This window comes from Microbacterium sp. dk485 (assembly GCF_004570445.1).
GTDB lineage: Bacteria > Actinomycetota > Actinomycetes > Actinomycetales > Microbacteriaceae > Microbacterium > Microbacterium wangchenii.
Genome location: NZ_SPQW01000001.1, coordinates 383,200 through 408,475, shown reverse-complemented (window position 1 = coordinate 408,475; position 25,276 = coordinate 383,200). Strand labels below are relative to the sequence as shown.

At 71.3% G+C, this 25,276-nt stretch carries 22 protein-coding genes and 1 pseudogene; 8 read left to right on the top strand and 15 right to left on the bottom strand.

The features are described 5' to 3' along the window. Nucleotides 1–5: 5 nt before the first annotated feature. The 3 genes from E4V99_RS01925 to E4V99_RS01915 all read right to left on the bottom strand — a co-directional run bounded on the left by E4V99_RS01925 (nt 6) and on the right by E4V99_RS01915 (nt 2,933). Nucleotides 6–1,403, bottom strand: a complete 1,398-nt coding sequence (locus E4V99_RS01925; RefSeq protein ID WP_135064072.1) for an aldehyde dehydrogenase family protein — start codon at nt 1,401–1,403, stop codon at nt 6–8. Beyond that, nucleotides 1,400–1,834 (bottom strand): carboxymuconolactone decarboxylase family protein, encoded by a 435-nt coding sequence (locus E4V99_RS01920; RefSeq protein ID WP_240742818.1) that lies wholly within the window; start codon nt 1,832–1,834, stop codon nt 1,400–1,402. Before E4V99_RS01920 ends, E4V99_RS01925 begins: the two co-directional genes overlap by 4 nt. Before the next feature lie 136 nt (nt 1,835–1,970). Continuing rightward, complete coding sequence (locus tag E4V99_RS01915) at nt 1,971–2,933, bottom strand: helix-turn-helix domain-containing protein (protein ID WP_167758049.1); 963 nt, start codon at nt 2,931–2,933, stop codon at nt 1,971–1,973. A gap of 164 nt (nt 2,934–3,097) precedes the next feature. Between E4V99_RS01915 and E4V99_RS01910 the strand changes: the two genes are divergently transcribed. Continuing rightward, the gene (locus E4V99_RS01910) at nt 3,098–4,384 is read left to right on the top strand and encodes a multidrug effflux MFS transporter (RefSeq protein WP_135116269.1); all 1,287 of its coding nucleotides are present in this window, start codon (nt 3,098–3,100) and stop codon (nt 4,382–4,384) included. A 398-nt stretch (nt 4,385–4,782) separates the two neighbouring features. Here E4V99_RS01910 and E4V99_RS01905 read toward each other — a convergent pair whose 3' ends face one another. Further along, nucleotides 4,783–5,490, bottom strand: a complete 708-nt coding sequence (locus E4V99_RS01905) for an IclR family transcriptional regulator (RefSeq protein ID WP_135116267.1) — start codon at nt 5,488–5,490, stop codon at nt 4,783–4,785. A gap of 146 nt (nt 5,491–5,636) precedes the next feature. On the opposite strand from E4V99_RS01905, the gene E4V99_RS01900 reads away from it, so the two are divergent. The 3 genes from E4V99_RS01900 to E4V99_RS01890 all read left to right on the top strand — a co-directional run bounded on the left by E4V99_RS01900 (nt 5,637) and on the right by E4V99_RS01890 (nt 9,076). Then, a complete protein-coding gene (locus E4V99_RS01900) occupies nt 5,637–7,553 on the top strand; it encodes an FAD-binding monooxygenase (RefSeq protein ID WP_135116265.1) in 1,917 nt (638 codons plus the stop codon). 66 nt (nt 7,554–7,619) lie between these two features. After that, entirely contained in the window at nt 7,620–8,699 is a 1,080-nt protein-coding gene (locus E4V99_RS01895; RefSeq protein WP_135116263.1) for a winged helix DNA-binding domain-containing protein, read from the top strand. Next, nucleotides 8,696–9,076 (top strand): hypothetical protein, encoded by a 381-nt coding sequence (locus E4V99_RS01890; protein ID WP_135116261.1) that lies wholly within the window; start codon nt 8,696–8,698, stop codon nt 9,074–9,076. Before E4V99_RS01895 ends, E4V99_RS01890 begins: the two co-directional genes overlap by 4 nt. An 8-nt stretch (nt 9,077–9,084) precedes the next feature. Here the strand turns inward: E4V99_RS01890 and E4V99_RS01885 are convergent, their stop codons facing one another. Beyond that, entirely contained in the window at nt 9,085–10,527 is a 1,443-nt protein-coding gene (locus E4V99_RS01885; protein ID WP_135064092.1) for an XRE family transcriptional regulator, read from the bottom strand. Between the two features lie 117 nt (nt 10,528–10,644). Here E4V99_RS01885 and E4V99_RS01880 point away from each other — a divergent pair, with 117 nt between their 5' ends. Continuing rightward, nucleotides 10,645–12,531, top strand: coding sequence for a phosphoenolpyruvate carboxykinase (GTP) (locus tag E4V99_RS01880; protein WP_135116259.1), 1,887 nt, complete (start codon nt 10,645–10,647; stop codon nt 12,529–12,531). Between the two features lie 102 nt (nt 12,532–12,633). Here the strand turns inward: E4V99_RS01880 and E4V99_RS01875 are convergent, their stop codons facing one another. Together E4V99_RS01875 and E4V99_RS01870 are read right to left on the bottom strand one after the other, a co-directional pair. Further along, the gene (locus E4V99_RS01875) at nt 12,634–14,520 is read right to left on the bottom strand and encodes an ABC transporter ATP-binding protein (protein ID WP_135116257.1); all 1,887 of its coding nucleotides are present in this window, start codon (nt 14,518–14,520) and stop codon (nt 12,634–12,636) included. Nucleotides 14,521–14,543: 23 nt separating this feature from the next. After that, nucleotides 14,544–14,723 carry an AsnC family protein gene (locus E4V99_RS01870; RefSeq protein ID WP_205805933.1) on the bottom strand — a complete coding sequence of 60 codons (180 nt, stop codon included), beginning with the start codon at nt 14,721–14,723 and terminating at the stop codon, nt 14,544–14,546. Between the two features lie 150 nt (nt 14,724–14,873). On the opposite strand from E4V99_RS01870, the gene E4V99_RS01865 reads away from it, so the two are divergent. Genes E4V99_RS01865 through E4V99_RS01855 form a run of 3 tightly spaced genes read left to right on the top strand, consistent with a single transcriptional unit; the run spans nt 14,874 to nt 17,487 of the window. Beyond that, on the top strand, nt 14,874–15,815 hold the full coding sequence (locus tag E4V99_RS01865) for an ABC transporter ATP-binding protein (RefSeq protein ID WP_135064104.1): 942 nt from the start codon (nt 14,874–14,876) through the stop codon (nt 15,813–15,815). Then, nucleotides 15,812–16,666 (top strand): ABC transporter permease, encoded by an 855-nt coding sequence (locus tag E4V99_RS01860; RefSeq protein WP_135116255.1) that lies wholly within the window; start codon nt 15,812–15,814, stop codon nt 16,664–16,666. Before E4V99_RS01865 ends, E4V99_RS01860 begins: the two co-directional genes overlap by 4 nt. Further along, nucleotides 16,663–17,487, top strand: coding sequence for an ABC transporter permease (locus tag E4V99_RS01855; RefSeq protein WP_135064110.1), 825 nt, complete (start codon nt 16,663–16,665; stop codon nt 17,485–17,487). The genes E4V99_RS01860 and E4V99_RS01855 overlap by 4 nt, the downstream gene beginning before the upstream one ends. Nucleotides 17,488–18,029: 542 nt before the next feature. Here the strand turns inward: E4V99_RS01855 and E4V99_RS01850 are convergent. From E4V99_RS01850 to E4V99_RS01815, 8 genes and pseudogenes are all read right to left on the bottom strand, one after another. Further along, nucleotides 18,030–19,475, bottom strand: a pseudogene (locus E4V99_RS01850) (MFS transporter). Between the two features lie 155 nt (nt 19,476–19,630). Next, nucleotides 19,631–19,981, bottom strand: coding sequence for a Fe-S protein (locus E4V99_RS01845; protein ID WP_135116254.1), 351 nt, complete (start codon nt 19,979–19,981; stop codon nt 19,631–19,633). 71 nt (nt 19,982–20,052) lie between these two features. Further along, nucleotides 20,053–20,526 carry a 6,7-dimethyl-8-ribityllumazine synthase gene (gene ribH / locus E4V99_RS01840; RefSeq protein ID WP_135064119.1) on the bottom strand — a complete coding sequence of 158 codons (474 nt, stop codon included), beginning with the start codon at nt 20,524–20,526 and terminating at the stop codon, nt 20,053–20,055. Then, nucleotides 20,523–21,803, bottom strand: coding sequence for a GTP cyclohydrolase II (gene ribA, locus E4V99_RS01835; RefSeq protein ID WP_135116252.1), 1,281 nt, complete (start codon nt 21,801–21,803; stop codon nt 20,523–20,525). The genes ribH and ribA overlap by 4 nt, the downstream gene beginning before the upstream one ends. Then, a complete protein-coding gene (locus tag E4V99_RS01830) occupies nt 21,800–22,429 on the bottom strand; it encodes a riboflavin synthase (RefSeq protein ID WP_135064125.1) in 630 nt (209 codons plus the stop codon). The genes ribA and E4V99_RS01830 overlap by 4 nt, the downstream gene beginning before the upstream one ends. Then, nucleotides 22,429–23,469, bottom strand: a complete 1,041-nt coding sequence (ribD, locus tag E4V99_RS01825) for a bifunctional diaminohydroxyphosphoribosylaminopyrimidine deaminase/5-amino-6-(5-phosphoribosylamino)uracil reductase RibD (RefSeq protein ID WP_135116250.1) — start codon at nt 23,467–23,469, stop codon at nt 22,429–22,431. Before ribD ends, E4V99_RS01830 begins: the two co-directional genes overlap by 1 nt. Before the next feature lie 269 nt (nt 23,470–23,738). After that, a complete protein-coding gene (locus E4V99_RS01820; protein ID WP_135064131.1) occupies nt 23,739–24,602 on the bottom strand; it encodes a DNA-formamidopyrimidine glycosylase family protein in 864 nt (287 codons plus the stop codon). Between the two features lie 27 nt (nt 24,603–24,629). Beyond that, nucleotides 24,630–25,193 carry a GNAT family N-acetyltransferase gene (locus E4V99_RS01815; protein WP_135064134.1) on the bottom strand — a complete coding sequence of 188 codons (564 nt, stop codon included), beginning with the start codon at nt 25,191–25,193 and terminating at the stop codon, nt 24,630–24,632. Nucleotides 25,194–25,276 lie beyond the last annotated feature (83 nt).

The window sequence follows — 25,276 nt, the reverse complement described above, 5'->3', positions numbered from 1 at the left end:
GGCGGTCAGACGGTGATCACTTTGGTGCCGGCCACGGCCTTGAGGCCGTGCACGCCGAACTCCAGTCCGTATCCCGACCCCTTCGTCCCGCCGAAGGGCACCACGGGATTGATCGTGCCGTGCTGGTTGATCCAGACGGTGCCGCTCTGGATCCGCTCGGCGATGAGCCGCGCCTGCTCCGGGTCGCCCCACACCGATGCGCCCAGGGCCTGATCGGAGGCGTTGGCGCGCGCGATGACGTCGTCGAGGTCGGTGTAGCGCACGATCGGGAGGACCGGCCCGAACTGCTCCTCAGAGACCAGCAGGGCGTCGTCGTCGATGTCGGCGACGATCGTCGCGCGGTAGAAGTGGGCGCCGAGGTCGGGCGCCGCCTCTCCTCCCGTGACGATGCGCGCCCCGCGGTCACGCGCGTCCTCGACGAGGCCCGACACGATGTCGAACTGCTGCCGGGTGGAGAGCGGGCCCAGCGCGCTGCGCTCGTCCATGCCCGGCCCCAGCGGTGCCGCCTCGGCCAGGCGGGCGAGCTCGTCGACGACCTCGTCGTAGAGGGAGTCGTGCACGTAGAGGCGCTTGAGGGCGGCGCAGGTCTGACCGGAGTTGATGAACGCTCCCCAGAAGAGCTTCTCGCCGAGGGCCTTCACATCCGCCCCCGGCAGGACGATGCCCGCGTCGTTCCCGCCGAGCTCGAGGGTCAGGCGCGCGAGGTTGTGCGCGGAGCTCTTGACGATCTCCCGCCCGGTGCGCGTGGACCCGGTGAACATGATCTTGTCGATGCCGGGATGGGCGGCGATCGCCGCGCCCACCTCGCGGTCGCCGGGCACCACGGTGAGGACGCCGGGAGGAAGCTGCCGGTTCATCAGCTCCGCCACCGCCATCACGCTGAGCGGCGTGTACTCGCTCGGCTTGGCCACCACGGCGTTGCCCATCCGCAGCGACGGCGCGATCTGCCAGATCGCGATGAGCGCCGGCCAGTTCCACGGGCTGATCGCGCCGACGACCCCCAGCGGCACGTAGTGCAGCTCGCTCCGAGTGCCCTCGCCCTCGAAGATCACCTCGGGTTCCAGCGGCAGGTCGGCGGCGGCGCGGATCCAGGCGGCGCAGCCGGCGGCTTCGAAGCGGGCGCCGAGGCCGTTGAGGGGCTTGCCCTGCTCCTTCGCGATGATCTGCGCGAGCTCCTCGGCGTGTGCGTCGATCTCGTCGGCGGACGCGTGCAGGAGCCGGCTGCGCTCCGCGTGGCCGAGGGCCGCCCACGCGGGCTGCGCCGCCCGCGCGGTCGCGACGGCGTCGTCGAGGTCGGCTCGGGTGCGCGCCGCGACGTAGCCGATGGGCTCGCCGGTGGCCGCATCCGGCACCGCGCGACCCTCCTGCGCCGTCACCGAGATGTCTTCCAGCAGTGTCGTCATGATGGCTCCTTTCTGCGTGTCGCCTCGGCTTCGCCGTCGAGGACGTCGCCGATGCCGCGTGCGTCGAACACCTCGCGGAGCACGCGCACCCCCAGCACCGCGGCGGGGATGCCGCAGTACAGCAGCCCCTGCAGCACGATCTCGCGCAGCGCGACCGGTGAGACGCCGTTCTCCAGGGCGCCTTCGGTGTGCACGCGCAGTTCGTGCTCCTTCCCGCTGGCCAGGAGCATCGCAAACGTCACCTCGCTGCGGGCGGCGAGGGAGAGCCCCGGCCGCTGCCACACGTCGCCGAAGGTGAAGCGGGTGACGAAGTCCTCGAGTTTGTCGTTGAGGTCGGTCGTCGTGTCGACGCGGCCCTCGGCGCCCTGGGGGCCGAACATCGCGCGGCGCTGCCGGATGCCGATGTCGTACAGTTCGTCGCGGATGACCACCGTGTCGCCTCCTGGTCGGTTCAGGTCGTCTCATCCGAGAGCGAGAAGGCACCGTCGGACCACTCGAGTCTCGTCCGCGGGGGCTGCGGCCGCTGGTCGCGCGGTGCACGCGACTGCCGCATCGGCGCAGGATCGATCAGTCGCCCAGGCGCGCTATCCGCAGCTCGCGCGGGGTGATGCCGTAGGTCGCCCGGAACACCTTGCTGAAGTGGCTGGCGTCGGGGAAGCCCCAGCGCTGGGCGATCTCGAGGATCGACAGCGACGCCTGGGCGGGATCGCTCAGCGCCATGCGGCAGTGTTCCAGTCGCCGCGAGCGGATGTAGCCCGAGACGGTGAGGTCCTCTCCCCGGAAGAGGTATTGCAGCTGCCGGACGGACATGTAGTGGGCCTTGGCCACCTCGACGGCGTTGAGGTCGGGTTCGTGCAGGTGCGCGTCGATGTACAGCTTGAGCCGGCGCATCTCGACCTGGCGCGTCTGGCCCCAGTGGTCCTGGTCCTCGGACAGCTGCGCGTAGACCAGGGCGGTCAGCAGGTCCAGTGAGCTGTGCAGGATCCGCATCCCGGCGACCCCGTCCAGGGTGTCGAGGTTCTCGGAGAGGTGACGCATGAACGGCGAGATCAGCGCCCCCACGCCAGAGTCACCGGACAGCCGCACCGCGGTGATGCGGCGGATGAGGGACTCCGGGACGTCGAACGCGTCCTGCGGGAACGCCATCACGAGGCAGTGCACGTCGCCGCTGAATTCCAGCGTGTACGGCCTGCTGGTGTCGTAGATCGCCAGGTCGCCCGGGCGCAGGACGCTCTGCCGCCCGTCCTGGGCGACGAGCCCCGTGCCCTCCACCTGCAGGGTGATCTTGTAGTGCTTGGGGTCGTCGGGGGAGATCAGCGCGGGGGTGCGCAGCACCCGATGCGCGCTCGCCGCGATCTCGCTCAGGCACGTGCCCTCCACGATGCGCCAGCGGATGCTGCCGGTGAAACCGGGGCCGCCGATCACGTGCAGCGGCACGAAGCGGCTGCCCGCGACCTCCCGCCATTCGCCGATGGATCGCGCGGTCGCCGTCTCGACGCCGGTGTACTCGGTGGTGGAAGCGCGCGCCATTGTGTTCTCCCCGCAAGACGAAAGAGGGCCCACGCGTTCCTGAGCAGGCTCGCCGATGAGCACCTCGAGGGGGAGCATAACTCCGCCCGGCCGACGGCCGCCAGCATTCGTGCCCGAGCCGATGCGATTCGCCCGGCACCGCCGGATGCCGGTAGACAGGTGCGATGGACTCGGTGGGGGGCGCCAGGCCGCGGCGGCTGGATGTGCGCACGTGGTCGCGCCGCCGCCGGTTCGCCGTCCTCGCCCTGCTGGGCGTGCTCGTGGCCGGCGGACCGCTCGGCACCGACATGTACACGCCGGGGCTGCCGCAGGTGATCGACGACCTCGGCACCGAGACGGGCCTGGTCCAGCTCACCCTCATGGCGTACAACGTCGGCCTGGGGGTCGGGCAGTTCGCGTGGGGACCCATCAGCGACCGCGTCGGGCGCCGGGGGCCCGTCATCCTCGGCTCGGTCGGATTCGCCCTCGCGGCGCTCCTGTGCTCCTTCGCACCGAACATCGGCGTGCTCCTGGCCGGTCGCGTCCTGATGGGCTTCGCCGGGGCGGCCGGCATCGTGGTGGGCCGGGCGATCGCGCGCGATCTGTACTCCGGCGCCGAGCTCACGCGCGTCTTCGGCATCCTCGCCGTCGTCTTCGGCATCGCTCCGGTGATCGGCCCCCTCGTCGGCGGGTTCGTGCTCAGCGTCGGCAGCTGGCGCTCGACGTTCCTCCTGCTCATGACGATCGGCGTGCTGCTCGCCGTCGCCAGCGCCGTCGGCATCCCCGAGACGCTGCGGCCTGAACTGCGCGTGCGCGGCGCGTCGACCGAGAGACGGGAGGCGTGGATCGCCCCGTTGCGCAACCGGCAGTTCGTCACGAGCGTCCTGATCCTCGTGGGCGCGTCGACCTCGATGATCCTCTATCTCAGCTCCGTGCCGATCGTGCTCCAGCGCGAGCGCGGTATGGACGTCGTGGGGTACTCGATGCTGTTCGCGTTCAACGCGGTCGGTGTCCTCCTGGGAGCGCAGGTGGGCCCATGGCTCAGTCGCCGCCTCGGCGGCATCCGGGTGCTCGTTCTGGCCCTCCTGCTGAACCTCGCCGCCGCCCTCACGGTGGCGTTCAGCTCGGCGCTGCGCAGCCCCCTGTGGGTGCTGGATGCGGGCATGTGGTTCACGGTCTTCGCGGCCGGCATCTGCATGCCGCTCGCGATCGGGCTGGCTCTGCAGCCGTTCGCGAAAGGCGCCGGAACCGCCGCCGCGATCGCCGGCGGCTCGCAACTCGCGCTCGGTTCGGTCGTTCCCGCGATCGTCGTGAGCGTCGTGGAGACCTCCGGCGTGGTCCTCGGCATCGCCCAGGCCGCGGCGACGATCGTGACCCTGGGACTGGTCGGAGTCGCGGCGATGTCGGCGCGCCGCCCGCCGCGCACACGGGACGCTGGAGACGCGGAGCCGGATCTCACCGAGCCCGCGTAGGGTGTGGCGCCGACCAGGCTGACAGCTGCGGCGCTCTATGCGCGGGGCGGTGGCGGCTCCCGGCCGCCTTCCCGAACTCCTCAAGACCGGCCTGGAAGCACCGCGGATCCAGCCCTGGGTGTCGGTTCTGCCCCGGTCTTGAGGAGTTCGGGAAGCGGTGGTGGGAGGGCAGCGGCCGAGATGCGCCGCACGCCATCCGATGCGCTCATCCCAGGTCTGAGCCCGCGCCTGGGGTCGGATTCGGCTGTGGTCTGCCTCTCCGCATTCCCGAACTCCTCGGAACTCTGCCGTCGCAGCCCGATTCCGGCCGGGAGCGGCCGCCTCCGGACCGGTCTTGAGGAGTTCGGGAAGCACCGGGGCCTGGATGCAGCAGGGCCGGGAAGCAGCAGTGCCGGCCGTCAGCCCCCGGTCGCTGCGCGCAGGGCATCGGCCGAGCGCTGCAGTCGGCGGGCGATCGCGGCCGTGTCGTCGACCTCGCCGACGTAGATGACCGCCAGCGCGACGGGGCGTCCGCCGCGCAGCCGCACGGGAACGGCGACCGCGCGGACGGTGGGGATCACCTCGTCCGAGCTGACGCCGTAGCCGCGCTCGCGGATGGCCGCAACCTCAGCGACGAGCGCGGGGGTCGGGGGTACGGGCCACTCGCCCTCCGGCAGCATCGACAGCAGCGCCTTGCCGGTCGCGCCGGCGGACAGCGGATGGTGGGCACCGGGGCGCTGCGCCATCGAGGCCACCGCCGTCTGCGGCTCCACCGAGGTCAGGGTGACGCACTCGCTGGCGTCGATGACGCCCACGAACGCGGTCATGCGCAGCTCGTTGGCGACCGCGGTCAGTTCGGGGAGGGCTCCGGACACCAGGTCGCGCGACACCCCCGCTGCCAGCGCCGACAGCCGCACCCCGAGGGCGACACGTCCGGTGTCATCGCGCTCGACGAGGCCGTGCTCCTCGAGCGTGCGGATCAGCCGGTACGCGATCGACCGGTGGACGGCGATCTCGCGGGCGATCTCGTCCGTCGTCAGCGCCCCGGGCGCTTCGGCCAGCGCCTCCAGGATGCGCACGCCGCGGCTCAGGGTCTGCGACGGCGGGGCGGGAGGGGAGGCGGGCATGACGATCCTTCCGTAGGGGCGGGGTGTACGCCGTGCACCGGCCGCGGTATCCTGACGTGATCCATAATCGAATCACGTATTCGATAATCGAACAAGCCCCTCGAGGTGCGACCTCGACGACGCTGTCAGGGAAGGAATCGACGACGATGCAGTTCCACCATCACGGGTACGTCTCGGGAGACCCGCGCGTCCTGCCGGCGGCCGGGACCGGCCTGAACCGGCCCGACGACCTCCCCGACGTCACCGACGTGCTCATCGTCGGCTCCGGCCCCGCGGGGATGCTGCTGGCCGCGCAGCTGTCGATGTTCCCCTCGATCACCACGCGACTGGTGGAGCGGCGCCCGGGGCGTCTGGAGATCGGCCAGGCCGACGGCATCCAGGCCCGCAGCGTGGAGACCTTCCAGGCCTTCGGGTTCGCCGAGCGGATCGTGGCCGAGGCGTACTGGCTGACCGCGATGAACTTCTGGGCGCCCGATCCGCGGGATCCCGCCCGCATCGTGCGCGGCCAGCGCACGAAGGACGATGCGCACGGCATCAGCGAGTTCAAGCACCTCATCGTCAACCAGGCGCGCGTGCTGGACTATTTCGCCGAGTACGCCGCTCACGGACCGGCGCGCGTGCGTCCGGATTACGGATGGGAGTTCGTCGGGCTCGAGGTCGGCGAGGGCGAGTATCCCGTCGCCGTGACGCTGCGCGGGACGGCCGGGTCGCAGGACGGTGTCGAACGCGTCGTCCACGCGAAGTACGTCGTCGGATGCGACGGAGCCCGCAGCCGCGTGCGCGAGGCGATCGGGCGCAAGCACGTGGGGGCCCAGGCGCTGCACGCGTGGGGCGTCATGGACGTGCTGGCAGAGACGGACTTCCCCGACATCCGCACGAAGTGCGCGATCCAGTCCTCCAGCGACGGCAGCATCCTGCTGATCCCCCGGGAGGGCGGGCACCTCTTCCGCATGTACGTCGACCTCGGCGAAGTGCCCGAGGACGACAACGGCGCGGTGCGCAAGACCTCGTTCGAGCAGATCGTCGCGAAGGCGAACCGCATCATGAGCCCGTACACGCTCGAGGTGCGCGACGTCGCGTGGCACAGCGTGTACGAGGTCGGCCACCGCGTCACCGACAAGTTCGACGACGTGCCGGCCGAGCTCACCGGGCAGCGCGACCCGCGCGTGTTCATCTGCGGCGACGCGTGCCACACCCACAGCGCCAAGGCCGGGCAGGGCATGAACGTGTCGATGCAGGACGGGTTCAACCTCGGCTGGAAGCTCGCACAGGTGCTCGAGGGCCGGAGCCCCGCATCGCTGCTGAGCACCTACTCCGGCGAGCGTCAGGTGATCGCGCAGAACCTCATCGACTTCGACCGCGAGTGGTCGTCGATGATGGCCCGCAAGCCGGAGGAGTTCGAAAGCCCCGACGCGCTGGCGAAGTTCTACGTCGACACCGCGGAGTTCCCCGCCGGGTTCATGACGCAGTACGAGCCCTCGCTCCTCGTCGGCACCGGCGAGCACCAGGAACTCGCGACCGGCTTCCCGATCGGCAAGCGCTTCCGATCCGCCCATGCGATGCGCATCGCCGACGCGAACCCCGTGCACCTGGGCCACCACCACCGCGCCGACGGACGGTGGCGCCTGTACGCGTTCGCCGACGCCCTGCCGGCGGGGGAGCCCTCGGCCCTGGCCGAGTGGGCGCAGTGGCTCGCGACGTCGCCGGAGTCCCCGGTGGCGCGGTTCACGCCCGCCGGCGCGGACATCGACAGCGTCTTCGACGTCAAGGTCGTCTACCAGCAGCCCCTCGACGGCGTCGAGCTCGACCGCGTCCCGCGTATCTTCCTGCCGAAGGTCGGCCCGTTCGCGGTGACCGACTACGAGAAGGTCTACGGCATCGACCCCGACGCCGGCGACATCTTCGAGGAGCGCGGCATCGATCGTGGCGGATGCGTCGTGGTCGTCCGCCCCGACCAGTACGTCGCGCACGTGCTGCCCCTGACGGCGACGGAAGAGCTTGCGCGCTTCTTCGCCGGCAACATGCTCGCGCAGGACCGGGCGCCGGCACCCGCGGCGGTGTAGCTCGCGGCGCCTGCGTGCCCGCCGTCGAGGACGCGATATGTCCGCGACGGCGGGCACACTGGCACCATGGCCGCCCTCGACCTTCTCGCCCACCGGCTCCGCGCGCACCGGCTCGCGGCGCCCGCCGCCTCGCCGGTGGACGCGGCGCGGCACATGCTGGCCGTGCAGGCGCAGGAGTTCTGGGGCGGCCGCTGGGCGCTCGCCGTCCGCAGTCGCGGGGCGGTCACGATGGGCGAGGTCGACGCGGCGTTCGAGCGGGGCGAGCTGGTCCGGGCCTGGCCTCTGCGCGGGACGCTGCACATCCTGCCCGCGGAGGACCTGGCGTGGATGCTGTCCCTCACGGGCGAGCGGCAGTTCCGCCAGGCCGCCCCGCGCCACCGCGAGCTGGCGCTGGATGCGGACGACTTCGCCCGTGCGGAAGCGCTCACGCGCGCGGCGCTGGCCGGGGGCGCCCGCCTCACGCGCGCGGAGTTCCTCGCGATGCTCGCCGCCGGCGGCGTCGACCCCGCGGGGCAGCGGGGCATCCACGTGCTGCACGTGATGGCGCTGCGCGGCGTGATCGTGTGGGGACCGGTGGTGCCCCGGGAGGGCGGACCCTCACGCGAGCAGTACCTCGTGCTGGCGGAGGACTGGATCCGAGACCCGTACCTCCCGGCCGATCCGCTCGCCGAGCTGGCCGCCCGCTTCGTCGCGGCGCACGCTCCGGCCGGCGCGCGAGACCTGGCGTGGTGGGCGGGCCTGCCGCTGGGGACGGCGCGGCAGGCGATGGCGGCGGCGGGGGAGCGCGTCGTCGCGGTCGAGGACGGAACCGACCCGCTCCATGTCGCCGCCCACGCCCCGCCGCGGCGCGCCGCATCCGCGCCCCCCGTCCTCGCCCTGCCGCCGTTCGAGGAGTACTACATCTCCTACGCCGACCGCACACGGGCCTGCGCGCCGGAGTTCCTCGCCGCGGTGGGCCCGGCCAAGAACGGCATCGTTCGTCCGATCCTCCTCGACCGCGGGCGGGTGGTCGGGGTGTGGACGCATTCCCTCGCGGTGGGCCGTCGCGCGGAGCATCCCGAGCCGGAGCTGTTCGCCGACGCGGATGCCGCGGAGGTGGCCGCCGCGCTGGAGCGGTACGCGGCGTTCGTGGGGCGCGCCGGGTGAGGGGGATCATCAACGACCTCGTCCACCACTTCGCCGACGACGCGTACGACGGGGCGGCCGACGCCAGGGAGGCGCTCGGGCCGGGGGCGCAGTGGATCCCCGCCGATGCGGCGGACATCCGCACGCGCACCTCGACGCGCAAGGATCCCGACGCCGTCGTGCAGTTCGCCAGCGGCAGTGCGCTGGACCCGGAGCTGTGCACGCCCGGGCCCCGCATGAGCGGCGCGGCGTGGGCCTTCGACGACAGCCCCGACGTGTACGCGGTCACGGACGCGTACGTGTGCGGGGAGTGGACGGCCGTCGCCACCGACGACGGCTGGTTCGCCTGGACGCCGAACTCGGCCGCCGAGAGGCAGGCCGCCGGCGCCGCCGGCTGACCGCGCCGTCAGCTCCCGGCGTGGCGCTCCAGGAACGCGAACACCTCGGTGTCGTCCACGCCCGGGAAATCGCCACGGGGGAGGGGGGAGAACATGTGCCGGTGCACTCGGGCGCTCGGCCACGCCTTCCCCGCCCAGCGCGCCGCGACGTCGGCGGGCGGGCGGCGGCAGCACGACTCCTCGGGGCAGCGCGACTCGGCGCGCTCCTGCGTCTCACGCCCTCGGAACCACTTGGCGTCGTCAAAGGGCACACCCACGGTGATGGAGAAATCCCCCTCCGAGGTGGAGCCGGTCTGGGTCGAGCACCAGAAGGTGCCGGCGGGGGTGTCGGTGTACTGGTAGTGCTCGGTGGTGCGGTTCTGCTCCGAGAAGGCGCGTCGTGCCGAGAACCGGCGGCACGCCACCTGTCCCTCCACGGAGCCGGTCACATCCACCGGCAGCGGCAGGTCGTCGTTCTCGTACACGCGGGAGATCGCGCCCGATCCGTCCACGCGCAGGAAGTGCAGGCGGATGCCGAGGTGCTCGGTGGCGAGGTTGGTCAGGCGCATGCCGGCGGCCTCGTGGGTGACCCCGAACGCGTCGCGGAAGTCTTCGACGGCGAGGTTGCGGTCTTTCTTGGCCTGCCGCAGGAACGCGACCGACGTCGTCTCGGGCATGAGGCAGCACGCGGCGTAGTAGTTGATCTCCAATCGTTGCTGCAGGAAATCGGCGTAATCGTTCGGGCGCTCGTGCCCGAGCAGGCGGTGGGCCATCGCCTGCAGCGCCATCGAGCGCAGGCCGTGGCCGCCGGGGATGGAGGCGGGCGGCAGGTAGATGCGGCCGTTCTCCAGGTCGGTCACCGAGCGCGCCGAGTGGGGCAGGTCGTTGACGTAGATGAGCTCGAACCCCAGCTGCTCGGCCATGATGCTCACCGTGCGGTGGGTGAGCGCGCCGGTGACGTGGCCGGCGGCCTTCAGCTGCTTCTCGGCGAGCCGTTCGATGTCGGGGAGGTAGTTGCCCCGCTCTCGCATGCGCAGGCGCTGCTCGGTGTTGGCGCGCCGCGCCTCCTCGGGCGTGGCGATCGCCTCCCGCTCGCGCCGCTGCAGCTCACGGTGCAGGCCGAGGATCGATTCGAGCGTCTCGTCGCTGACGCCCTTGGTCACCTTGACGGGCGGGATGCCCAGTTGCCGGAACACCGAGCCGGCCTGCGCGCGTTCGAGCTCGATCTCCAAGGCGGCGCGGCGGTTGGGCGGCTCGGCCGAGAGCAGGTCGGCGACCTCGGTGCCCGTCGCGCGGGCGATCTCCTGCAGGAGGGAGAGTTTGGGCTCGCGTTTGCCGTTCTCGATGAGGCTCAGCTGGCTGCCCGCGACGCCGGTCAGGGCACCCAGTTCGTCCAGGGTGTAGCCCGCCGCCAGCCGGTGGTGCCGGATGCGGTGGCCGAGCGTCGCGAGTTCGATCGCAGCAGGAGGCATTCCTTGAGCCTAGCGAAAGAATCGCAAGTTTTGACGCGCAGATGTGTGGAAAGACCGGGTGATCTCGCGCCAGAGTGGAGGAAGACTCCCGTTCTGAACGCCGACCAAGGAGCACCGATGGCTCTCGCCGACATCCCCACCCGCCGCCCCGCCCGCATCGCCACCCCCGAGGCGCCGATGCGCCGCTTCGGCGCGCGGCCCGACGTGCGCGGCCCGGGCATGGAGGCCCTGGCCGCGTGGGTCGATGAGATCGCCGCGCTGACCCAGCCCGACAGCATCCACTGGGTCGACGGCTCGCGCGCCGAGAACGACGCGCTCCTGCGTCAGCTCGTGGACGAGGGGAAGCTGCTCAAGCTCAATCCGGAGTGGCGTCCGGGGTCGTACCTGGCGCGCTCGCACCCCGGCGACGTGGCTCGCCTGGAGTCGCGGACCTTCATCGCCTCCGAGCTGGAGGAGGACGCCGGGCCCACCAACAACTGGATCGCCCCGAGCGAGATCCGCACGACCCTGGACGGCGTCTTCGCCGGATCGATGCGCGGTCGCACGATGTACGTCGTGCCCTTCTCGATGGGCGCCGTGGGCGGACCGCTGTCGCACCTGGGCGTCCAGATCACCGACAGCGCCTACGCGGTCACCTCGATCGGCATCATGACGCGCGTGGGCACGGAGGCGCTGCAGCGCATCGCCGACGGCGACCCGTGGGTCAGGACCGTCCACTCGGTGGGGGCGCCCCTGGCACCGGGGCAGACGGATGCGGCGTGGCCGTGCAACGACGAGAAGTACATCGTGCACTTCCCCGACACCCTCGAGGTGTGGTCGTTCGGCTCCGGCTACGGCGGCAACGCCATCCTGGCGAAGAAGTGCTTCGCGCTGCGCATCGCCTCGGTCATCGGCCGCGACGAGGGGTGGCTCGCCGAGCACATGCTCCTCATCCGCGTGATCGATCCTGCCGGCCGCGCGTACCACGTCGCGGCCGCGTTCCCCTCGGCGTGCGGCAAGACCAACCTCGCCATGCTCCGCCCCACGATCCCCGGCTGGCGCGTGGAGACCCTCGGCGACGACATCGCGTGGATCCGCCCCGGCGAGGACGGGCGCCTGTGGGCCATCAACCCCGAGGCCGGCTTCTTCGGCGTGGCCCCCGGGACGGGGGAGTCCACCAACGTCGCGGCGGTGGAGACGATGTGGGGCAACACCATCTTCACCAACGTCGCGCTGCGCCCCGACGGCGATGTGTGGTGGGAGGGTCTGACCGATGACGCCCCGCCGCACCTGACCGACTGGGAGGGGAACCCCTGGACGCCGGAGTCCGGCCGCCCCGCCGCGCACCCCAACTCCCGCTTCACCGTCGCGGCGGCCCAGTGCCCGCAGATCGCCGCCGACTGGGACGCGCCCCAGGGCGTGCCGCTGGATGTCATCCTGTTCGGCGGGCGCCGCGCCACCAACGTCCCGCTCGTGGTGGAGGCCACCGACTGGACGCACGGGGTGTTCCTGGGCTCCACGATCTCGTCGGAGAAGACCGCCGCCGCCGAGGGGACCGTCGGGGAGCTGCGCCGCGATCCCTTCGCCATGCTGCCGTTCTGCGGCTACAACATGGCGGACTACTTCGCCCACTGGCTGAAGGTCGGTCAGCAGCTGCGGTTCGACCGTGCGCCGCGCATTTTCCAGGTCAACTGGTTCCGCAAGGGCGCCGACGGCCGGTTCCTGTGGCCGGGCTTCGGTGAGAACGCCCGCGTGATCGACTGGATCATCCGCCGCATCGAGGGTCAGGCCGGGGCGGTGGAGACGCCCATCGGCCGCATCCCGCGCGCCGAGGACCTCAACCTCGACGGCATCGATGTGCCCGAGGCCGACCTGCAGGAGCTGTTCGCCGTCGACACCGACTCGTGGCTGCAGGAGGCCGACCTGACCGAGGAGTTCTACGCGACCTTCGGCGGCCGCATCCCCGCCGCCCTCAACGCGGAGCTGGCCTCCCTGCGCTACCGCCTGAAGCAGACCCGCGCCTGACGCCCCTGCCGCCCCCTGCCCGCTCGAAACACCACATCCCGGCCGAGACACCACGCGACGCGTGGTGTCTCGGCCGGGATGTGATGTCTCACGCCGCGGCGTTCAGACGAGCAGCTGGTGGCGGGCGAGCTCGCGATACAGGGGCGTGGATGCGACGAGCTCCGAGTGCGTGCCCTGGCCCACGACGCGGCCGTGGTCGAGCACCACGATGAGGTCGCTGTCGACGACCGTGGACAGGCGGTGGGCGATCACCAGGAGCGTGCGGCCCGCCGCGACGGCGTCGATGGCCTCCCGCATCCGCTGCTCGTTCACGCCGTCCAGGGACGACGTGGACTCATCCAGCAGCAGGATCGGGGGAGCGGCCAGGAGTGCGCGCGCGATCGCGAGACGCTGACGCTCGCCGCCCGAGAGCATGACGCCGGCCTCGCCCACGGGGGCGTGCAGGCCCAGCGGATCGCGCTCGAGCACGTCGCCGAGGTTCACCGCACGCAGCACGCGCTCGCAGTCGGCATCCGTCGCCTCGGGGGAGGCCAGGCGCAGGTTGTCGGCGATCGTGCCGGCGAGGGTCGGGGCGTCCTGCTCGACGTACCCGAAGCGCGCGCGGAGCGTGTCGCGGTCCAGGCGCCGGGCGTCGACGCCGTCGATGAGGATCGCGCCGCCGGTGGGATCGTAGAACCGCTCGATGAGGGAGAGCACGGTGCTCTTGCCCGCTCCCGAGGGCCCGACCAGCGCGACCCTGGCACCCCGCGGCACGTCGAAGGACACCCCGCGCAGCACGTCGCGGTCGGCCTCGTCCTCCGCTGCGGCGACCTCGTCCGCCGCCCGTTCGAGGTGCGCACCCTCCAGCACCGCGCGCGCCTCCTTGGCGGCGGCCTCGCGCGCCTGCACGACGTGCTCGGGGTAGCGGAAGCGCACGTCGCGGAACGCGATGGCGGGGGCTCCCGGATCGGACGCGGCCGTGGCATCCGGCTGGTCGGACGCGGTCTCGGTGGGCAGCTCGAGGATCTCCTGGATGCGGCCGAGGGCGCCGAGGGCCTGGCTGACCGAGGTGATCGCCCCGAACGTCGAGCCCAGCGGCGCGATCAGCATGAACAGGAACATGATGAAGGTCACCAGGCTCGCGATCTCGATCGCGCCGGAGGCCACGCGGAATCCGCCGACGCCCAGCACGACCAGCAGCGACACCTGCAGCGCGACGCTCGCGATGGGCACCACGAGCGCGGAGACCTTCGCGATCCGCACGCCCACGCCGTACGCCTCGCCGGCCAGGCCCGTGACCGATTCGGTCTCGCGTTCGGTCGCTCCGGAGGCGCGCACCGTGCGGATCGATCCCACCGCGCGCTCCACGGCGGAGGCGAGCTCGCCGACCTTCACTTGCTGCTCGGTGGAGGCGGTGCGGATCCGCCCGCTCAGGAGCACCACCACCAGCACCGACACACCGATCACCAGGACGATGAGCGCGAGGAGGACGATGTCGATGACCGCCATCGCGATGAGCGCGCCCACGAAGATGAGGACGTTGCCCACGGCATCGGCGAGACCCTGGGTGAGCACGGCGTACAGAAGCGTCGTGTCGGTGCCCACGCGCGAGACGAGGTCGCCGGTGCGGCGCGCGTCGAACTCGCTGATCGGCAGGTGCAGGATGCGGGCGATCAGGCGGCGCCGGCTCGAATAGACCACCGCGGTGCCGGTGCGCTGCAGGAGGTAGTGCTGGTAGCCGGAGATGACGGAGGCGGCCACGACGAAACCGACGAGGATCCAGATGAGGCTCCCGAGGTCCGAGCCGTCCTGCACCCGCGAGATCACTTCGCCCACCAGCAGCGGCTGGGCGAGGGTGGCGACGGCGCCGAGGACGCTGAGGACGGCCACGACGACGAGCACGCGCTTGTGCTCGAAGATGAACGGCAGCAGCTGGCCGAGGGTGGCGCGCGGGCCTTCGGGCTGGGCGCGACGCCCGCGGCGCGCGCGGGCGGGGGATGAGGTCGACATGGGTTTCCTCGATCGGGTGGGGGTCACTTTCGACCGTACTTCTTGTGCACGGCCTGCTTGCTCACGCCGAGGGCTCCGGCGATGGCTTGCCAGGAGAATCCCTGGTTGCGAGCGCGACGGACCTGCACCTCTTCGGCGCGGGCGAGCTCTCGGCGCACCTCGGCGAGGCGCCGCAGTTCGCGGATCGGCTCGGGTTCGGGCATCGCCCCGATGGCGGTCCGGATGCCGTCTCCGCTCATGAGCGCTCCTCTCGTCGTTGGTCAACAATAGTTGACGCACGACGACAGGTCAACATACGTTGACGCGTGCGGATGTCTCGTGCGGATGTCGGAGCGCGTGGCTAAGGTGGTCCGGTGCCAGAACCGGTGATCCATGCCCGCGACCTCGTGAAGGCCTACCGGACGAAGGGCAAGCCCGACTTCCTCGCCGTCGACGGGCTGTCCTTCGACGTCGCCCCCGGAGAGTCCTTCGGACTTCTCGGACCCAACGGCGCGGGCAAGTCCACGACCATGAAGATGATCGGCGCCGTGTCCACCCGCACAGGCGGAGACCTCAGCATCCTGGGCCTGGACCCCGACGCGTACGGTCCGGAGATCCGCTCGCGCCTGGGCGTCGTGCCGCAGCAGGACAACCTCGACGGCGAGCTCAACGCCCGCGAGAACCTCTACATCTACGGGCGCTATTTCGGCTTGCCCGGCAAGGTGTGCGCGCAGAAGGCCGACGAGCTGCTCGCCTTCGCGGCGCTGGAGGACAAGGCCAAGAGCAAGGTGGATCAGCTCTCCGGCGGCATGAAGCGGCGCCTCACGATCGCCCGCGGCCTCATCAACGACCCGCGCATCCTGCTGCTGGACGAGCCGACGACGGGTCTGGATCCGCAGGCGCGCCACGTGCTGTGGGACCGCCTGTTCCGACTCAAGGAGCGCGGCACGACGCTCGTACTGACGACGCACTACATGGATGAGGCCGAGCAGCTGTGCGATCGGATCATCGTGGTGGACAAGGGCCGCATCATGGCCGAGGGCACTCCGGCCTCCCTCATCCGCGAGCACTCCAGCCGGGAGGTGCTCGAGGTGCGCTTCGGATCCGACCGCAACGAGCAGGTCGCCGCGCAGGTGCAGGGGATCGGCGACCGCGTGGAGGTGCTGCCCGACCGGGTGCTCGTCTACGCCGGCGACGGCGAAGCCGCCCTCGAACGCATCACCGGGTTGGGCCTGCAGCCGATCACCTCGTTGGTGCGCCGCTCGAGCCTGGAGGACGTCTTCCTGCGCCTGACCGGAAGGTCGCTGATCGAATGAGCGACGCGACCCGCACCCACCCCTCGCTGGACGAGCTGCGCGCCGAGGCGCTGGAGTGGGGCCGCAAGCCGCGCGCGCGCGGATCCTGGTACGTCACCGAGCACATGGTGCGCGCGATGCGGGCCTACGGCTGGACGATCGTCGTGGGCGCACTCGGGCAGCCGATCCTGTATCTGCTCGGACTCGGGCTGGGGCTTGCCGCCCTCATCCAGACCGACATCGACGACGGCGGTCGGGCGGTGCCCTACCTCGTCTTCATCGCGCCCGCCCTGCTCATGACGGCAGCGATCTCGGTCGCCTCCGAGGAGTTCACCTACCCGGTCATGGCGGGGTTCAAGTGGCGCAGGTACTTCTACGGCTTCAACGCCTCCCCGCTGTCGTCGCCGCAGATCGCCAACGGCGTCATCCTCGGCGCGACGGCCCGCATGTTCATCGCCGTCGCCGCGTACTACCTGTTCATCTGGGTGTTCGGCGCCGTGCCCGATCCTTCTCTCGGCTGGATCGCGATCCCGGTGGGCGTGCTCGCGGGCGTGAGCTTCGGCATCCCGCTGATGGCGTACGCGGCATCCATCGAAGACGACAAGGGCCAGTTCGCCCTCGTGCAGCGGTTCATCTTCATGCCGATGTTCCTGTTCTCGGGCACCTTCTACCCGCTGGAGACGCTGCCGGGGTGGCTGCAGTGGATCGGGTGGATCTCGCCGCTGTGGCATGCGTCCGAGCTGGGCCGGATGCTCACGTACGGTCCGGTGGGCGGGGCGGCCGCCGGCGTCCACCTGGCGTATCTGCTGGTGCTCGCGGCGGTGGGCTACCTGCTCGGCCGGCGCATCTTCGAACGGAGGCTGGCGAAGTGACCCTCGCCGCCGCATCCGACACCACCCGCCGCCGGGGCGGCGTGCGCGCCCTGTGGGCGGGCAATCCGCAGGCCGTCGTGCAGCGCGGACTCCTCGCCGCGCGCTCGTCGAGCTGGATCGTCGTCCTGTCGGGATTCTTCGAACCCGTGTTCTTCCTCGCCTCGATGGGCATCGGGCTCGGTTCCCTCGTCGGCGACGTGCAGACCTCCGCCGGACTTGACGTCCCCTACGCCGCCTTCATCGCACCGGCGCTGCTGGCGGTGTCGGCGATGAACGGGGCGATCTACGACTCGACGTGGAACGTCTTCTTCAAGCTCAACTACGGCCGGCTCTACGAGGGGATGCTGTCGACCTCGCTGGGTCCGCTGGATGTCGCGCTCGGTGAGATCCTGTACGCCCTGCTGCGTGGGCTGCTGTACGCCACCGGCTTCATGATCATCATGCAGGTGCTCGGGCTGAACCTGGCGCCCACCGCGATCCTCGCCCTGCCGGCCGTGCTGCTGATCGCCTTCGGGTTCGCCAGCGTCGGCATGGCGATCACGAGCTACATGAAGACGTTCCAGCACATGGACTGGATCAACTTCGTCCTGCTGCCGATGTTCCTGTTCTCGGCCACCTTCTACCCGATCACGGTGTACCCCGAGCCCGTGCAGGTGATCGTGCAGGCGCTCCCGCTGTGGCACGGGGTCGAGCTCATCCGGGGGCTGACGACCGGGGCGCTGAGCGCCGGCATGCTGTGGCACGTGCTGTACTACGTCGTCATGATCGGCATCGGCCTGGTCTTCACGACCAAGCGGCTGCGCGCCCTCTTCCTGGACTGACGCCCGGCCGGCCGGCCGCGGCGGCGGTGGCGGCGGCGGTGGCGTCGGGCCCGGGGCGCGTCGGCGGCGGCGGAGGCTGTGACGCGTGGGTGTTTCGGTGTGCCCTGCGTTTCCGAACTCCTCAAAACCGCGGGCTCGCGCGGCTCCGAGGGCCCGAACCGGCGGTATCGGCGCCGGATTTGAGGAGTTCGGGCGAGTGGGTGGCGGCCGGGTCGGGACGGCGGGGTGGGCGGCGGGTGGCTGCGCCGGGGGTGAAGCCGCAGACGGATCCGCGGAGCGGAGGCCTGCGCCGCGTTCCGGACTGGTCGGCCGTAGGTCCTCCGGCCTCCCGAACTCCTCAAGAACGCGGACGAATGGGCCGAAACCGGCCCAGATCGGCGCCGTCCGGCGTGGTCTTGAGGAGTTCGGGAAGCTGGTGGCAGCGACAGGACAGCGGCGGCGGCGCGGCGGGGTGGCAGCGGCGGGTGGCAGCGGGAGGGGTGCCAGCGGCAGGACCCGGCGGATGCCGCGGAGCGAGGCCCCGCGGCATCCGCCCGCGCACGTCAGAGCGAGCCGGTGGCGCCCAGACCGATGTTCTCGTCGTAGTCGACGTCCTTGGTCTCCTTGGAGAGCACGAGCGCGATGAACGTCAGGATCGCCGAACCCGTCAGATACAGCCCGACGAGCCACGGCTGCCCGTCGGAGGCAGCCTACAGCGCGACGGAGATCAGCGGCGCCACGGCGGCGCCGAGGATCGACGACACGTTGTACGAGATCGCCGAGCCGGTGTAGCGCACGTTGGTGGGGAACAGCTCGGGCAGCACCGCGCCCATCGGCCCGAACGTCAGCCCCATCAGCAGGAAACCGAGAACGAGGAAGGCCTGGGTCAGGGCGCCGGTGAACTGCGGATCCAGCTGCGGCATGAGGAAGACGTTGAACATCACGCCGAACACGGCGATCGCGGCGGTCACCCACAGCAGGAGCTTGCGGCGTCCGATGGCGTCGGCGACGGGGCCCGACAGCAGCGTGAAGATGCCGAAGAAGACCACGCCGATGATCTGCATGATGACGAAGTCGGTGTACCCGAACCCGAGCCCGGGGACGTAGGCCGCCGCGTCGAAGGACTGCCCGGCCGCCTCGGCGGCCGCGCGTGCCCCCTCGGTGGTGGCCTTCGTGCCGTACGAGAGCGTGAAGCTGGTCATCAGGTAGAACAGCACGTACGTGGCGAGCATGATGAACGTGCCCAGCAGCAGCTGGCGCCAATGCCGGCGCACGACCTCGCCGAGGGGGAACTTGCGGATGGCTCCGGTCTTCTCGGCGCGCGCGAAGGTGTCGGATTCGACGAGCTTGAGGCGCACCCACAGGCCGATGATGACCATGACGGCCGAGAACAGGAACGGCACGCGCCATCCCCATGCGAGGAACTCCTCGGATCGCTGCGCGGGACCGTCGGGGTGCGGCAGCGCGAAGTTGATCACCAGGAACACGGTGTTGGCGATGATGAACCCGATCGGGGCGCCCAGCTGCGGGAACGTGCCGTACCACGCGCGCTTGCCGCGGGGGGCGTTCTCGGTGGCCACCAGGGCGGCGCCGGACCACTCCCCGCCGAGCGCGAAGCCCTGTGCGAGGCGGAGGAACAGGAGGATGAGCGCAGCCCACCATCCGATGTCGTTGTTGGTGGGCAGCAGGCCGATCAGGAACGTCGCGATGCCCATGGTGAGGAGGGAGGCGACGAGGGTGGCTTTGCGTCCGAACCGGTCGCCGAAGTGTCCGAAGACGACCGCACCGATGGGACGGGCGACCATCGCGGCGCCGAACACGGCGAACGACGACAGCAGCGAGGTGGTCTCGTTACCGGTGGGGAAGAAGAGGATCGGGAAGACGAGCACCGCGGCGGTGGCGTAGACGTAGAAGTCGTAGAACTCGATCGTCGTGCCGACGAGGCTCGCGGTGATGACGCGCGAGCGCGGGTTGGCCGGGGCGGGGGCGGGGGGATTGGCGGTGGTCATGGGTACCTGTCGGGGAGGCGCGGGAGCCGTCGTTGTGCGACATCACGGCGGTGGGTCGAGGCACCGGCGCGGGGTGGTGCGCCCGGGCTCGACACAGGGTCACCGAGTGCGTGCGGGAGGATCGCCGGCACGACCGATCAAGTCTACGCGCGGGCTCACCACAGCACGGCGATGGCCGCGTTGGCGAGGGTGAGGATGCCGACGAGCCAGAACATCACCGGGGGAAGGGACCCGGTGCGTCGCTGGCGCGCCGATCCGATGCCCAGCAGGGCGCCGATCACCACCAGGATGGCGAACTTGATCCCCAGCTTGACGTAGTTCAACTCGTAGTCGATGCCCCACGGCGCGGCGAGGATGAGCCCTGCCACGCCCGCGATGGTCAGACCCCAGTCCATGACGCGCGTGAACCGGATGCGGCGTGACACCGCTTCGGTCACCCACGCGCCGAGCAGGACGGCGAAGCCGACGAGGTGGAGCAGGACGACGACGGAACGGAGGATCTCCATGCCGGTAACCGTAGGGTCATCCGCGGTGCCGCGCCAGCGGGGCGTCGCCCGGCACCCCCGGAAGGAGGCCGTCAGCCGCGAAGATCCCGCAGGACGAGGGCGGTACGCAGCGCGGCTTCGGCAGCCTCGGCGCCCTTGTCCTCCTTCGAGCCGGGGAGGCCGGCACGATCCAGCCCCTGCTGCTCGTCGTCGAGGGTCAGCACGCCGAACCCGACCGGGCGCCCGGTGTTCAGCGCGACGCTGGTGAGTCCGTCGGTCGCGGCCGACGACACGTACTCGAAGTGCGGGGTCCCGCCGCGGATGATGACCCCGAGGGCCACCACTGCGTCGGCTCCGGATTCCAGCGCGACCTGCGCGGCGACGGGCAGCTCGAACGAGCCGGGCACGCGCACCAGTCGCCAGGACGCACCGGATGCGTCGAGCACGCGACGGGCGCCGGCGATCAGTCCGTCGGTGATGACCTCGTGCCACGTGCCCGCGATCACGACGACGTCCAGTCCGCTCCCGTCGATGCTGCCGGTCTCCGGCGATCCCTTGCCGCTCATGCCTCGGCCCCTTCCTTCATCTGCTGCAGCGCTTCGGTCAGGTCGGCCTCCGCGATGATGTGCCCCATGCGGTCGCGCTTGGTCTCGAGGTACTGGTGGTTGTTCGGTCCGACCCCCACCAGCAGCGGCACCTGCTCCACGACTTCCAGCCCGAGTTCCCGCAGCTGCGCGACCTTGTCGGTGTTGTTGGTCAGCAGGCGCACGCGGCTCACCCCGAGGTCGGCGAGGATCCCGGCCGCGGCAGCGTAATCGCGCGCGTCGGCGGGGAGTCCCAGCGCGAGGTTGGCGTCGACGGTGTCCAGGCCCTGCTCCTGCAGGCTGTACGCCCGGAGCTTGTTGATGAGGCCGATGCCGCGGCCCTCGTGTCCGCGCATGTAGACCACGACGCCGCCGTCCTCGTCGATCGCGTCCAGCGCGGCGTCCAGCTGAGGGCCGCATTCGCACTTCAGCGAGCCGAACGCCTCTCCCGTGAGGCACTCCGAGTGCACGCGCACGAGCGGTGCGTCCTCGGTGAGATCTCCCGAGACGACGGCGACATGGTCGGTGCCGGTGACGCGGTCCTTGTACGCCAAGAAACGGAACGCGCCGTGGGAGGTGGGCACGTGCGCCTCCGCGCGAAGGCTGACCCGCCGCGTGTGGCGCTCGCCCGCCGTCGTGGCGGCGACCGGCTCCTCCTCATCCAGGTACGCGATCAGCTGCTCGATCGTGATGACGGGGACGTCGTCCCGCGCCCCGAGCTCGATGAGGCCGGGCAGACGCATCATGCTCCCGTCCTCGGCGACGACCTCCGCGATCGCTCCGACCGGCTGGAGCCCCGCGAGGCGCATGAGTTCCACGGCCGCCTCGGTGTGTCCGCTGCGCTCGCGCACGCCGCCGTCCACCGCGCGCAGCGGAAGGACGTGGCCGGGACGGATGAGGCTGGCGGGGCCCGCGCCGGGATCGGCCAGGACGTTGAGCGTGTGGGCGCGGTCGGAGGCGCTGATGCCGGTGCTGTTGCGGTCGGCGGCGTCGACGCTCACGGTGTACGCCGTGCCGCGCGCATCCTGGTTCACCGCGACCATGGGCGGCAGGTCGAGGCGGTCGGCCCACTCGCCGGGCATGGGCGCGCAGATGAATCCGCTGGACCAGCGCACGGTCCACGCGATCCATTCGGGAGTGGCGAGCTCGGCCGAGAGGATGACGTCGCCCTCGTTCTCGCGATCCTCATCGTCCGCGACGATGACGGGGCGGCCGGCTCGCAGGGAGTCCAGGGCCTGGGGGATGGTGGCAAGGCTCATCGGGAGCCTCCTTCGGTGGGTGTGGGAAAAGCGAGGAGTCGCTGGACGTGACGGGCGAGGATGTCGGTCTCCAGGTTCACGGCATCGCCGACGGATGCTCCGCCCAGGGTGGTCGCGGCGAGGGTCTCGGGGATGAGCGACACCTCCAGCCACGGCTGGTCGGCGTCGGGCTCGCTCACGGCGCTGACGGTGAGGGAGACGCCGTCGATCGCGATGGAGCCCTTGTCCACGATGAGCGGCGCGAGGTGCGCGGGCACGGCGACGCGCACGACCTGCCAGCGCTCGCCGGGCCGCACGTCCACGACGGTGCCGGTGCCGTCGATGTGGCCCTGCACGATGTGGCCGCCCAGGCGGCCGTGCGCGGGGGTGGCGCGCTCGATGTTGACGGTGCGCCCTGGTGCGGCGCCGGCCAGAGTGGACATCTCGAGCGTCTGCTGCATGACGTCGGCGGTGAACCAGTCCGGGCCCTGGTCCACGACCGTGAGGCACACGCCGCTGACGGCGATCGAGTCGCCGTGCCCGGCATCCGTGACCGCACCGGGTGCCCGTACGGTCAGACGCACGCCGTCACCGGACGGTTCGACCGCGGTGAGGGTGCCGAGTTCTTCGACGATTCCGGTGAACATCAGAGTGCTCCTTCGATGGCGGGATGCGCGGTGATCAGCAGGTCGTCGCCGAGCGTCTCGACGGAGGAGACGACCAGGCGGCGCTGCTGGGTGATCGTGTCGACGCCGAGGCGGCCGAGAGCCGGACGGTCGGTGCCGTCGGCGCCGGAGCCGATGAGGGTGGGGGCGACGTAGGCGAGCACCTCGTCGACGAGGCCTTCGCGCAGGAACGCGCTGGCGATGGTGGGGCCGCCCTCGACGAAGACGCGCTGCGCCCCGAGTGTGCGCAGTTCGGCGAGCACGGCGGGCAGGTCGTTCCCCGGCCGCTGGATGAGCTGTCGCGGATGGCGGCGGAGCGCTGCGTCAGGGGGCACCGGACGGCCGCCGAGCACGACGGGGAGCGGCTGCTTCTCGTACAGGGCGCCGTCGGGGCGACGGGCGGTGAGCGCGGGATCGTCGGCGAGGACAGTGCCGGTGCCCGCGACGATCGCGTCCGCCTCGGCGCGGCGGCGGTGGACGTCGGCGCGTGCGGCGGGCCCGGTGATCCACTGGCTCGTGCCGTCGGGGGCTGCCGCGCGCCCGTCGAGGCTCTGCGCCCACTTGACGGTCACGAAGGGACGTCCGAGGCGCTGAACGGTGAGCCAGCCGTCGAGGAGCTCGCGCACGCGGTCCGCGTCGACGCCGCTCTCCACGGACACGCCGGCTGCGCGAAGGCGTTCGGCGCCGCCGGAGGACACCGCGTTGGGGTCGTCCAGGGCGTACACGACGCGGCCGATTCCAGCCTCCAGGAGGGCGACCGCGCACGGTCCGGTGCGTCCGGTGTGGTTGCACGGCTCCAGCGTCACGACGGCCGTCGCCCCGCGGGCGCGCCCCGCAGGCAGCTTCGAGAGCGCGTCGACCTCGGCGTGCGCCGTGCCTGCTCCGCGGTGCCAGCCCTCGGCGAGCACCTCGCCGTCGGGGGAGAGGATGACCGCGCCTACCTGGGGGTTGGCCCCCACCGGGCCGCGCGCGGCGAGCTCGAGAGCTCGCGCCATCGCCTCGCGTTCCGCGGCATCCGCCATGTCGATCCTCCGGTCGGTCCGGGGTCGCTGCGGCAGGGCGGCGCGTCGCGCCGACCGTGCTGCCTCCCATCCGGACTCGCGACGGAGGACCGTCGCATCACCGTCGGTTCCGGATTTCCACCGGATCGGCCTTCGTCCCCGCTAGGCGGACACTCGGGCTCGCGGACTGTCACCGCCGGTTCGGATTCTCACCGACCCCGGAGCACGTTGATAACTCGATACTAGTCAACGCGCCGACACCAGGATCATTCCCGATCCGTCTCGCCCGCTCACTTCAGCAGGCGCGACAGCCGCCGGTCGGCGAGGATCTTCCCGCCGGTCTGGCACGTCGCGCAGTACTCGAGGGAGTTGTCGGCGAAGAACACGCTGCGCACCTCGTCGCCGCACACCGGGCAGGCTTCACCGCGCCGGCCGTGGACGCGCATGCCGCGACGCTTGGCGTCCTTCAGGTCGGCCGGCGGCTTGCCGGATGCTGCGGCCACGGCATCGGCGAGGGTCGCCGTCATCGCCTCGAACAGGCGGTCGATGTCGGAGTCTTCGAGGGTGGAGGCCAGGGCGTAGGGAGACATCTTCGCGACGTGGAGGATCTCGTCCGAATAGGCGTTGCCGACCCCGGCGATGATCGACTGGTCGCGCAGCACGCCCTTGATCTGCGTGCGGCGCCCGGCCAGGAGCCGGGCCAGGTCGTCGCGCGTGAAGCCCGGGTCGAGCGGGTCGGGCCCCAGACGTGCGATGCCGGGGACCTCGGCCGGATCGCGGACCGCGTAGACGGCGAGCGACTTCTTCGTGCCGGCCTCGGTCAGGTCGAACCCCGAGCCGTCGTCGAAGCCGACGCGCAGGGCGATAGGGGTCTTGCCGGGCTTGATCACCGTGGCCGGGAGCGCGTCGTACCAGCGCAGCCATCCCGCTTTGGCGAGGTGGAAGACGAGGTGGACGCCGCCGTCGGTGGCCACATCGAGGAACTTCCCGTGCCGCTGCACATCGGACACCGTGGTGCCGGTGAGAGCGGTGATCGGCGGGTCGTAGGTCTTCAGCGCCGCGATGGCGGTGACCGTCGCGCGTGTGATGGTGCGGCCGACGACTCGTCCCCGGAGGAAGTCGGCGAGCCCCTGCACCTCGGGCATCTCCGGCATGCGGTCATCCTGCCACGGATCGCGGCCTCAGTCTCCGAGAACGCTCCACGGCTGCGGGGTGCGGTCATCGCCGGGGAGGAGGCCCGCGATCCACGCGTCGTCACGTCCGAAGGAGTTCACCAGCGCGTGGCGGAGGGTCCCTTCGTAGCGGAAGCCCAGTGCGCGCGCCACCCGGGCCGACGCACGGTTGCCCACGACGGCGCGCCACTCCAGGCGTGCGGCGCCCAGGCCGTCCGGCGCCAGGGCCCACTCCACCACCGCGGCGGCGGCCTCGGTGAGCAGGCCCCGTCCCCGCGCGCCGCGCGTCATCCAGTACCCGATCTCAGGGGAGCCGGTCGTGAGGCGGTGCATCCCCAGCATGCCCACGAGGCGGTCGTCGAGGCGGATCGCCCACGTGGCCTCGATGCCATCGGCCCAGCGGCCGGGCACCGCGTCGACGAAGGCCTCGGCGTGCTCGAGCAGGTACGGCGAGGGCACCGCCGTGTAGCGCTGGATGTCGGCATCCTGGCACGCCTGGAAGATCGCCGGCACGTCGTGGCGCGTCGGCGGCGACAGCTCGGTTCGCGGCGTGCGCAGCTCCACGGGCTCCATGCGGGCACCCTACCGCCGCATCGGCCGGCAGGTCGCGCGCGGGTGCGCTGTCGTGTCACGTGTGGACGCGCTCACACGGCGGC